The 9,990-nt window shown below is 56.6% G+C and carries 11 protein-coding genes and 1 pseudogene; 8 read left to right on the forward strand and 4 right to left on the reverse strand.

The window, feature by feature from the left end; all coding sequences use genetic code 11:
* Positions 1-72 precede the first annotated feature (72 nt).
* Positions 73-780 (reverse strand): hypothetical protein, encoded by a 708-nt coding sequence (locus tag VMU57_RS16310; protein WP_325385309.1) that lies wholly within the window; start codon positions 778-780, stop codon positions 73-75.
* 142 nt (positions 781-922) lie between these two features.
* Here VMU57_RS16310 and VMU57_RS16315 point away from each other — a divergent pair, with 142 nt between their 5' ends.
* Positions 923-1,228, forward strand: a complete 306-nt coding sequence (locus tag VMU57_RS16315; RefSeq protein ID WP_325385311.1) for a putative quinol monooxygenase — start codon at positions 923-925, stop codon at positions 1,226-1,228.
* 3 nt (positions 1,229-1,231) lie between these two features.
* The gene (locus VMU57_RS16320) at positions 1,232-2,371 is read left to right on the forward strand and encodes an iron-containing alcohol dehydrogenase (protein WP_325385313.1); all 1,140 of its coding nucleotides are present in this window, start codon (positions 1,232-1,234) and stop codon (positions 2,369-2,371) included.
* Between the two features lie 214 nt (positions 2,372-2,585).
* Here the strand turns inward: VMU57_RS16320 and VMU57_RS16325 are convergent, their stop codons facing one another.
* The 3 genes from VMU57_RS16325 to VMU57_RS16335 all read right to left on the reverse strand — a co-directional run bounded on the left by VMU57_RS16325 (position 2,586) and on the right by VMU57_RS16335 (position 4,586).
* Positions 2,586-2,855 (reverse strand): hypothetical protein, encoded by a 270-nt coding sequence (locus tag VMU57_RS16325; protein ID WP_325385314.1) that lies wholly within the window; start codon positions 2,853-2,855, stop codon positions 2,586-2,588.
* A gap of 112 nt (positions 2,856-2,967) precedes the next feature.
* Entirely contained in the window at positions 2,968-3,981 is a 1,014-nt protein-coding gene (locus tag VMU57_RS16330; protein ID WP_325385316.1) for a nucleotidyl transferase AbiEii/AbiGii toxin family protein, read from the reverse strand.
* Positions 3,978-4,586, reverse strand: coding sequence for a DUF6088 family protein (locus tag VMU57_RS16335; RefSeq protein WP_325385318.1), 609 nt, complete (start codon positions 4,584-4,586; stop codon positions 3,978-3,980). Before VMU57_RS16335 ends, VMU57_RS16330 begins: the two co-directional genes overlap by 4 nt.
* A gap of 1,006 nt (positions 4,587-5,592) precedes the next feature.
* Between VMU57_RS16335 and VMU57_RS16340 the strand changes: the two genes are divergently transcribed.
* The 6 genes and pseudogenes from VMU57_RS16340 to VMU57_RS16360 all read left to right on the forward strand — a co-directional run.
* Positions 5,593-6,090, forward strand: a complete 498-nt coding sequence (locus tag VMU57_RS16340) for a hypothetical protein (RefSeq protein ID WP_325385320.1) — start codon at positions 5,593-5,595, stop codon at positions 6,088-6,090.
* A 66-nt stretch (positions 6,091-6,156) separates the two neighbouring features.
* Complete coding sequence (locus tag VMU57_RS16345) at positions 6,157-7,161, forward strand: tyrosine-type recombinase/integrase (protein WP_325385322.1); 1,005 nt, start codon at positions 6,157-6,159, stop codon at positions 7,159-7,161.
* Between the two features lie 23 nt (positions 7,162-7,184).
* A complete protein-coding gene (locus VMU57_RS23120) occupies positions 7,185-7,385 on the forward strand; it encodes a tyrosine-type recombinase/integrase (RefSeq protein WP_414648666.1) in 201 nt (66 codons plus the stop codon).
* Positions 7,382-8,305 (forward strand): tyrosine-type recombinase/integrase, encoded by a 924-nt coding sequence (locus tag VMU57_RS16350; protein WP_325385324.1) that lies wholly within the window; start codon positions 7,382-7,384, stop codon positions 8,303-8,305. The genes VMU57_RS23120 and VMU57_RS16350 overlap by 4 nt, the downstream gene beginning before the upstream one ends.
* Positions 8,302-9,300, forward strand: coding sequence for a site-specific integrase (locus VMU57_RS16355; protein WP_325385326.1), 999 nt, complete (start codon positions 8,302-8,304; stop codon positions 9,298-9,300). Before VMU57_RS16350 ends, VMU57_RS16355 begins: the two co-directional genes overlap by 4 nt.
* Positions 9,301-9,445: 145 nt before the next feature.
* Positions 9,446-9,990 (forward strand): annotated as a pseudogene (locus VMU57_RS16360) (DDE-type integrase/transposase/recombinase); the annotation flags it as partial.

The raw sequence follows: 9,990 nt of genomic DNA on the forward strand, positions 1-9,990 counted from the left end.
CGGACTCACGCCCGCTGCATGGGCGGTAAAGACACACGCCTGAAAACTTCTCTCATCCCCTGAGCACCGCCGTCAACCGTGTACTTGGCCGGACGCATACTCTCGAATCGCGGCCCGGTCGAGCCACTGGCGAAGCGCACGGACCGGGCAGGTATCCAGACTGGCACCGAAGGGCAGGCCTACCTCGCGTCCCGCGCCCTCCTGGTCTGTCTTTGATTTGCGGACGGTGACGACGACGCCGTCGGCGGAGAACTTGAGGTCACATAGATGGATACCCGCCAGCTCCGACCGGCGAAATCCGCCCGCGAATCCGACCAGAACGAGTGCGGAGTCTCGGAGTCCGAGCAGGTCCTCGCGCCGGGCGGCAATAATCCGGCGGATGTCTGTGGAAAGGAGCGGGGCCTTCCCTTGCTGGGCGGTGCCGATGGTGCGGCGGATGCCCTTGAGCGTCTCGCCGACGACGAAGTGGCGGGTCGTGGCCGGCGAATTTGTAAAGCCTGCTGCCTGATGCGCCTTGGTGATCGAGGTGAGCCGGCGGGCGATGGTTCCCGATGCCAATGTGGAGGCGCGGTCCGCAATGTAGAGGGCAACGGACTCCGGCGTCGAAGGAAGCGAGGGCGACTGGTGCTCGCGGCACCAGAACTCGAAGTCGCGCCAGTCGTTTCGGTAAGCCTTCAGTGTAGCGGGCGCCTTGGCTGCGGCGACGAAGGTCTTGGCCTTCTGGATCAGTTCTTCGAGGCTGGATGGTTTAGGGGCAAGAGAATATAGATGAGGTTGCATGGATTTCCTTTCGGTAGGGAGGCACACGAGTGCCCTATCCCGGGAGATCGGAATCGAAGAGTGGACATGGTGGAGAGCGGGCGGTGAAGTCGGGCTACCCGACTAAAGAGACTTAGTAAGATAGGGAGCGGAGGCAAAACCGATGCTGATCGTTCACGTGCATGTACACGTCAAGCCTGAATCGGTCGCAGACTTCCGGCAGGCAACCCTAAAGAATGCCCGCTCGAGTGTTCAGGAACCTGGGATTGCACGCTTCGATTTTGTCGAACAGCAGGACGATGCGACTCGGTTCGTGCTGATCGAGGTCTACCGCTCGCCGGAAGCAGTCGCCGCGCATAGGGAAACTGCTCACTACGCGAGGTGGCGCGATGAGGTGGCAGACATGATGGCCGAACCCCGTCAAAGAGCGACGTTCAACGCAGTCTTTCCCGATCCGAAGGACTGGTAGAAGATGCGCTTTGAATTTGCAACCGCAACGCGCATTATCTTCGGTGAGGGAACGGCTGCCACCCTGCCCGACCTGGCTCGTAGTTTCGGCACCCGTCGGCTGGTAGTAACCGGCGCGTCGCCCGAGCGCACTGAGAGCCTTGTCGCCACACTCTCAGCAGATACCTTCCGGGTGGCCGGCGAACCGACCGCCGAGTCGATCCGCGAGGGGGCTAGGTTCGCCAAGGACGCCGGCTGCGATGTCGTGATTTCGATTGGCGGCGGCAGCGTAATCGACACCGGCAAAGCGATCGCGGCAATTGCCACAAACGGAGGCGAGCCTCTCGAGTTTCTCGAGATAGTGGGAAAGGGTCGCGCCATCACGGTCCCGCCCCTGCCGTTCATTGCAGTACCGACCACGGCCGGTACTGGAAGCGAAGTCACGCGGAATGCTGTACTCGGATCAACCGAATACGGCGTCAAAGCGAGTCTGCGAAGCCCGCTGATGCTGCCGCGGGTCGCGGTGGTCGATCCCGAGCTGACATATGGGCTGCCGCCTGAAGTCACCGCATTTACCGGCCTCGACGCCCTGACGCAGCTCATCGAGCCGTATGTGAGCATACGAGCGAATCCCCTGGTCGATGCCATTTGTGTTGATGGGATCCAGCGCGTAGCAGGTGCGTTGCGACGGGCGTACCATAACGGCGCGGATCGTGATGCGCGACACGATATGGCCTTGGCGAGCCTGTTCGGTGGCTTGGCTCTGGCAAACTCCGGATTAGGTGTGGTGCATGGATTTGCGGCGCCGCTCGGAGGCCAATGGAAGGCTCCACACGGGGCACTCTGCGCTGCGCTGTTGCCACACGGCATGGCGGCCAACGTAGCTGGATTGCGCGCCCGCGCACCACAGCATCCAGCTCTCGAACGCTACTCTGCCATCGCGCGTCTGCTTACCGGCCGGAGTGATGCAAGCGCAGAGGATGGCATCGAGTGGGTAAGAGCGCTCTCCGAGGAACTCAGCATCCCAGCGCTGCGCGCTTGGGGTGTTACTGATGCTGATTTGCCGGGGGTAGCTGAGAAGGCAGCGAAAGCCAGCAGTATGCAAGCCAATCCACTGCCGCTTACGCAGGAGGAGTTGATTGCGGTGGTTGGGGCCGCGCTATAGGACCGTCGACGACAAGCACCACTCGTTAACCACATCGACATTTGTTCGAGGGGACCGAAGGACTCCTTCAATCTGGCTGGAATGCACATCCCGGAGCATCATGAAGGATGCATGTTTCATGAATATCTCTGGATTACTCCTGGCGACCGAGACCGAAAGTCTCGTTTCGATTCACGAACTGGGATCTGGGCTGACCTCTGAGAGCATGAATTTCTCAGAGGGCAGAAATGCGAATATGTCTGGAAGCGATTGCATCCTGGCCGACCAGGGTCGGGAAAGTGTTTCTTCTCGGTACTGGCCCAATATCCGAAACGCTGTGGGTAACGGCAATTGCCTTGCCATTCTTGCCAAGAAGAATGTAGTCGCTAAACTCTCTGGGACCGTTTTTAGGCAACCCTTCAGAGGAAGCAGAACTTGCCTCACCATTCCCATTTTCGAGAGGTGACACAAAGTATTCCTCGAAAACCTGCGTCCGATCAGCCACGTTCTACCCCGCCTCTTTAAGGCGCAAGTCAATGATTTCCTTGCGTGTTGTGGCCTCAGAAGTCATTTTTCTCTGTTTCCGAACCTTTCCACGTAACGCTGCTCATTCCCGTTCATTTCTGATTTATCTCCTGCTCCAACGCGGCGAGGACTTCCGTGATTTCGCCAAACGGCGGCGGCTCGCCAAAGATCATCACGCTCATACTGCGGTAGTCCCGTTCCAATGCGGCGCGCCGCTCTTCGGTCGGGACGAGACGCAGGCTCCCAACCCGCGCCAAATCGTACCTGGCCCAGCTTGATGGATAGAAGGTTTCCTTGTGGCGTACCACCTGATCCAAGAGGGCAAGGTCCGCCAGAGCTTCGCCGCGAACAGGGCTTTGCGCCAGCATCGCAAGATCGTAATAGTGCCGCGAATAGCGATCCGGCAGAGCCTTCTCCACTGGCCGGTGATACTCGGCATGGAGGATGGTCGCCTTTTCCCAAAAGGTGCGCTTGGCCAGAAGCGAAGTCACAGCCACGTCGGGGTCGGAGAACAAGGCGGGGAACTCTTCCGCTGCAAAGGCGCGCACGGTAAAGCGGTCGCGCGGCACAAATTCTGCATGGGTGCCGAGTTCCAGAATGACCTGGGGCTTGATGTAGTCGAGCGTTGGCGCGGCCGACGGATACTGAAAGCGGACTATATTCCTGTCCTGCTCGCTAACGGCCAGAGTCCAATTTTCTCCATTGCCGAGAATCTCTTCGCAGCGGCCCCGAAGAACTTCGATAAATTCACTACCGATATACAGCTGACAGACGGTCATCATTTCCGCCAGAATAGCGGCGCGCTTGGTTTTCGACAGTCCTTCCCGGCGCGGATCGCGGTCGCCCGTGAAGCCAAGGGCGACGTAATCCACGGCCAGATCGATGTCTTCCGAAAAGCGGTTGATTGCGTGATTGATTTTCGACAACGATGTGCCGCCCTTGAAAAGCAGGCGGTCTCTCAGGGCATCTATCGCAAACAACTGTTTCAGCGTCCAGCAGACCCAGAAGTCCTTCTCAACAACGGCTTCGGAAAGGTCCCGTCTTTCCGCCGTTTCAGCGAACAAGTCCGCGCGGTCGCGTTTCGTCATTCGTGCAACTTTGTTCACGCGGTCTCCTCTGCAATCCGGCTCGCAACTTCATATATCCAATCCACGCCGAATCGAGCATCCCGAACGAAGTTCTTCCTCTCGGACGGCGTGAGCGCCGCCCGCAGCACTTCCATCTCGCGCGTACCAACGTTTTCCTTGCCCAGATGACGCAATGCCTGGACGACGAGAGCGATCTTCCCCTCAAGCCCAGCAAGCACCTTTGGACGAGCGTGTTTGAATACAATGCTACGCCGCCCAATGGGTACTTCATTGTTCGGTCCGTCGGTCAGGTAGATGATTTTCGACGGCACCTGTGTCGAAAGCCCCAACAGGTTTGCCGCCCATGCTCCGTCCGGCACGATCTTCCAGCGTTGCCGTCGCGCAATTGCGCGCGCGGCTTCGTCGATGTCAGGGCTGAGCGTTCCACCAAGGGCGGGATTAACGCGCGGCATGTCGTAAAGACCTCGGCGGATGCGGCGCACCGTGCCCTTGCGCGCCAGTTCCGCCAGAGTCACGTCGATAGTCGTCCGGCTGGCAATGTCGAGGAAGTCCTTCGCCGAGAAGGCTTTCCCTTCGCCGAGCCTTTCGATTCTCGCAACTATCTGATCCCGCATGGTTTCCATGCGATAACCTCTCGTATGAATTAAGAAAAACTATACATCTTTTTCTTAACTATACCAAGGCTGTTCTTCACCCCGGACCAACTCCGGCACTCCCTTCAGGCTTTTCCCTCTGGATTTCGCTCATTGTCGAGCTGAAGAAGTGCATTGTCCTGCGAGCTGTCGAAATCGTTGGACATCCAGCGCTTAGATTTGGGGCCGGGAAGCCTCGCAGCAAGCATAACACCGGGAAACCGGAGTGGATGGAATCTCCTACAGAGAGAAATTGCAGGTTGATGGGAGTATGCAGACTGCGGGCACGCTCACCACGCGCTTGCGGTGCAGCCAGAGATAAAGCTATATACGGTTGGCCGGTTATTTGATGAGAACGGCACCTTCGAGCTCAACCTTGGAGAACAAGGCGGCTGCGACGTTTCCAATGCAAAGCACAGGCCAATAGCGTATAGACCAGGAAGTTACCTCCGTATCCTACGAATAGGACAACCCCCTTTCCCAAACGGTCTGACCAAATCTGTGGAGAGCCAAGTGAAGCGTTGAGGCAGCTAGACCGGCAGGCCAAAGAATGTACCAAAGCCGAGTGAGCAAAAGTTGGTCTGGAAGGAAGATAAGGAACGGCATTGCGAGCCCAATCTAGCCCCCGGTCCAGAACGCCCTCTCGAAAGAGACCTTGGCGGCGATTTAGCACGAAGCGACGGCTAAACGGACCAAAGCTGAAAGTGAGAACCAGGACGACAGCAGGGCCACCTCTACACCCGCACTGCTGAGCCGACGCCCATGACACTCCGGGAGTCTTAATCGCCTTGCTGCTGACGACCCCGGAATCCAGTGTTAATCTCAATTGACCAGCAAATCTAAACCTGAGGTTTCCATATGAAGCGTCTGGTAGTGACATGGGCCATCTTGCCCTCGGTAATCACTCAAAAGCGGCCATAGATTATCACTTCAAAAGCGGCCATAGAGAAACGGCCTAAGACATTAGCTCCGACGAGGGAAATTAGCCTCAGTTGGCATGGGTAATGTCTTGGAAAAAGCGAAGCAGGAACAGGTGATTGCGCTGGGGCGTCTTGGTTGGTCCTTGCGCAGGATCGAGGCAGCGACGGGAGTCCGTCGCGAGACGGCAGGCGGATACCTGAGGTCGGCGGGGATAGCTCTGCGCGCGCCGGGGGGATGGGGGCGCAAGGCGCCGGCAAAAGCGGCCACTTCGGTGACCACCGGCTCTGCTAGTTCAAAACCGGCCAACGAAGTGATTACCGGCTTTTTGCCGGAAATGAGGTTGCCGGAGCAGGGTGGCAAGCGCCCATACGGAGCCAGTGAACCGTATCGGGAGCTGATCGAGCTTGAGCTGTCGCGGGGCCGCAACGCGATGGGTATCTTTCAGCTATGCCGTTCTCGCCATAGCTGCCAGAATGCCGAGTTCAGTACTATGCCGAGTAGAGGCCATCTGGCACGCGGGTTCATGTTTCAACCCCTATTGCGGAGGACCTTTCTGTGGGGCCCGCTCAAGTAGGTCGTGATGTTCCGCTCGGCATAGTTATGTAGTTCCTCCGTGGAAGATGTCGATAGGAGGAATTTCATGGAACGATTCTTTAAGGACCCAAGAACAATCGGGAAATACCGAACAGGACCGCTCGGTCTCAACATCCAACATCTAGCCGATGAGCTTTTTTGCCACGGCTATACCCGGCTATCGATTCGAGTACGCGTCCAGGCACTCGCTCGCTTCGGTTGTTGGCTTAAGAAATGTGGCATTCCCCTTCAGGAATTGACGTTGGCGCATACCAAGTCCCACCTGGACCGTAGCGGCACGGTGAAGAACGGTGATGGGAAGATGTTGCAGATGCTTCTCGAACTTCTTTCTCGAAGTGGTCTTCTGGATCAACCAATTCAATCTCCCGCTGCTGAGAGCGGAACCGCAAGCATTGTTCAGGAATTCTCGAATTACCTCAGACAACAGCGTGGTTTGGCTCCAGGGACGATCAAGAATCACCGCATTTACACGGGTAAATTTCTTGAATATCGATTTTGCGACGGGCCGGTCGACCTACAAAAGATCGAGGCCAAGGATCTCGTCGCCTTCGTCCGAACCGAGGCTGCTAAACGAACTCCGATGAGCACCAAGAATGTGACGACTATTCTGCGTTCATTCACATCATATTTGTTCTCTGCTGGCATGATCGGCAGAGACCTTTCTGGATCAGTCCCAACTGTGCGCTGCTGTTCACTGGCTGGTATTCCAAAAGCTCTGGCACGCAAGCAGGTGGCACACATACTGGCCCGCTGTAACCGTAGAACAGCGACTGGAAGAAGGGATTTCGCCGTACTCCTCTTGTTGATTCGTCTCGGGCTTCGTGCTGGGGAGGTCGCTGCGCTCAGGCTGGAGGATATTGACTGGGCGGCAGGAACGCTCATCGTTTCTGGTAAGGGCGCGAAGGAGTGCAAACTACCGCTGCCTCATGATGTCGGTCAGCTATTGCTGCCTATCTATGCAAGGACCGACCATCTGTTCCGAGTAACCGTGTTTTCCTTCGAATCCCTGCTCCACATAGTGGATTCGAGAGCAGTCGGACTGTTTGTGTGATCGTGAAAAGAGCATTAGCTCGGGTGGACACGGTATTTCGTAGTAAAGGAGCACATCAGTTTCGGCATACATTGGCTACCCGGATGCTAGCAAATGGAGCATCGTTGTTGGACATCGGAAGCGTCTTGCGCCACGAGCAGCCCGAGACCACTTTTCTCTATGCGAAGGTGGACTTCAGGGCACTTCGGCCCATCGCGAGACCCTGGCCAGGAGGTGTCAAATGAAGCCCTTACGCAAGTCGCTTGAGGAGTATCTTGAATTGCGACGCGGCCTTGGAGCTAAGCTCCACGCAGAAGGCGTGCGGCTTCCCAAATTCGTTTCTTTTATGGAAGAACGACAATCCCCATACATCACCACCCGGTTGGCTCTCGATTGGGCACAGCAAACCTCCGCACGATACCCCACAAAACGGTTGACCATGGTCCGCGGCTTTGCCAAGTATTTAGCAGGCTATGATATACGGACAGAAGTTCCGCCACTCGATTGCTTATCTCGTAAATTCGCGCGTTCCCGCCCCTACCTATATAGCGACGAAGAAATCCAGCGTCTGCTCCGGGCGGCCTGGAGATATCGACGAGATAGACCACGAGGAACTTACTACTGCTTGCTTGGCCTCCTGACGGTGTCTGGACTGCGCATCGGTGAGGCCATCAAGTTGCAGATCCAAGATGTTGACCTCAAGAATGGGATTCTGACAATCCGGGACAGCAAGTTCGGAAAATCACGTCTGGTGCCCATTCATCCAACCACAGTGAGGGAGTTGCGATCGTACTGCAAGAGACGTGACGAGTGGTTGATGCTGGAGAACAAGTCAACGAATCAATTCTTCATGACTCGCACGGGGAAGCCACTCACCCACCACGCGATATACGTGGCGTTCCGATGTCTATCAGTGGAAATTGGACTCCGCAAGGTAACGTCGGGCTCGGGGCCGAGAATCCATGACTTACGCCATCGATTTGCGGTCAGGACCTTGATCAATTGGTACCGAGCGGGGAAAAACACCGAAGTCTTGCTCCCGGCCCTCGCAACGTTTCTCGGGCACGTTTCGGTCGAGTCTACTTACTGGTACCTTACTGAGTACCCAGAACTGATGAAACTAGCCATGAAGAGGCTTGATGATCGTTGGAGGGAGAAGCGATGACTGTTGCGCGTGATCTTGCCCCTCTCCTTCAGCGATTCTTCTCGGATCGCCTGATTAGACAAAAAGGCGTTAGCCCCCACACGATTAGCTCATATCGAGACACTTTCCGATTGCTATTGAAGTTTCTAGAGACGCGATTACGCAAACCTCCTTCACGATTGCTGTTCGAGGATCTGCAAGCGCCGCTAATTGTCGATTTTCTGGATGCATTGGAAACGGAACGCAATATCAGTGCTCGCAGTCGCAACCTGCGTCTTACTGCTATCCGTTCGTTTTTTCGATATGCCGCCTTTGAATTGCCGACGCACGCCGCACAGATACAGCGCGTGCTGGCTATTCCAGGGAAGCGTTATCCACGAACTTTGGTTAACTTTCTATCTCGTGAGGAGGCAGAAGCGCTGCTCAACGCTCCGGATATGGCATCGTGGTCCGGCCGACGCGACTGCGCATTGATCTTGCTCGCATTGCAAACGGGCCTCCGCTTATCGGAAATTATCACCCTGAAAAGAGATGACCTTGTTCTAAAGGCCGGCGCCCATGTAAGAGTAATGGGCAAGGGCAGGAAAGAACGATGCACACCCCTTGCAAAACGAACAGTGGCGGTATTGAAGCAGTGGTTAAAAGAGCCCATTCGAGGCACGAGTGATCTGGTCTTTACCAATGCCCGTGGCGGACAATTCAGCGCCGACGGCGTCCAATACATCTTTGCAAATCAGGTTGCAACTGCGTCCCATGATTGTCCGACTCTGGCATCCAAACAGGTCACGCCACACGTGTGCCGCCACACCGCCGCCATGGAATTGCTCTTAGCCGGCGTCGATCGTACCGTGATTGCTTTATGGCTGGGGCACGAATCGATTCAAACTACGCAGATCTATTTGGACGCAAATCTCGCAATGAAGGAGGAGGCCTTGGCAAAAGTTTCTCCATTTGGCAAGAAACCCCAGCGATACAAACCCGATGATAGCCTGCTAGCTTTTCTGAAGGCGCTATAAACAGCGAAAGAATACTGCAGAAGACTATGCCGAGCGGAACATCACGACCTACTTGAGCGGGCCCCACAGAAAGGTCCTCCGCAATAGGGGTTGAAACACGAACCTGCGTGCCAGATGGCCTCTACTCGGCATAGTACTGAACTCGGCATTCTGGCAGGATCTGGTCGACAAGCACGGGTTTACAAGCAGCTATCAGAGTGTTCAGCGATTCGTGCTCAAGCTGCGCGGAGCCGTATCGTCTGAAGCGCGGGCGATCATCGAGACGAAACCCGGTGAGGAGGCCCAGGTTGATTACGGCACGGGGCCGCTGGTGCGCGATCCGGACAGCGGCAAGTACCGGCGCACGCGGCTGTTTGTTCTGACCCTGGGTTGCAGCCGGAAAGCGGTTCGGCTGCTGGTGTTCCGATCCAGTGCGCGGGTGTGGGCCGAGCTTCACGAGAAGGCTTTTCGGCGGCTGGGCGGCGTGCCGCGGGTCGTAGTTCTGGACAACCTTCGTGAGGGGGTGTTGTCTCCGGACTTCTATGATCCGGGTCTGAATCCCTTGTATCGCGATGTTCTGGCGCACTACGGCGTGACGGCACTGCCGTGTCGCGTGCGCGATCCCGATCGAAAAGGCAAGGTCGAGTCCGGCGTCGCCCATGCGCAGAAGACGCCGCTGAAGGGCAAGAAGTTCGAGAGCCTGGAAGAGGC

Source organism: Edaphobacter sp. (assembly GCF_035532915.1).
Taxonomy (GTDB): domain Bacteria; phylum Acidobacteriota; class Terriglobia; order Terriglobales; family Acidobacteriaceae; genus Edaphobacter.

What these genes read in the sequence shown, in the direction of transcription:
- VMU57_RS16310 (WP_325385309.1), bottom strand. Translation starts at nt 780, where the DNA reads ATGCAACCTCATCTATATTCTCTTGCCCCTAAACCATCCAGCCTCGAA.
- VMU57_RS16315 (WP_325385311.1), top strand. Translation starts at nt 923, where the DNA reads ATGCTGATCGTTCACGTGCATGTACACGTCAAGCCTGAATCGGTCGCA.
- VMU57_RS16320 (WP_325385313.1), top strand. Translation starts at nt 1,232, where the DNA reads ATGCGCTTTGAATTTGCAACCGCAACGCGCATTATCTTCGGTGAGGGA.
- VMU57_RS16335 (WP_325385318.1), bottom strand. Translation starts at nt 4,586, where the DNA reads ATGGAAACCATGCGGGATCAGATAGTTGCGAGAATCGAAAGGCTCGGC.
- VMU57_RS16340 (WP_325385320.1), top strand. Translation starts at nt 5,593, where the DNA reads ATGGGTAATGTCTTGGAAAAAGCGAAGCAGGAACAGGTGATTGCGCTG.
- VMU57_RS16345 (WP_325385322.1), top strand. Translation starts at nt 6,157, where the DNA reads ATGGAACGATTCTTTAAGGACCCAAGAACAATCGGGAAATACCGAACA.
- VMU57_RS16350 (WP_325385324.1), top strand. Translation starts at nt 7,382, where the DNA reads ATGAAGCCCTTACGCAAGTCGCTTGAGGAGTATCTTGAATTGCGACGC.
- VMU57_RS16355 (WP_325385326.1), top strand. Translation starts at nt 8,302, where the DNA reads ATGACTGTTGCGCGTGATCTTGCCCCTCTCCTTCAGCGATTCTTCTCG.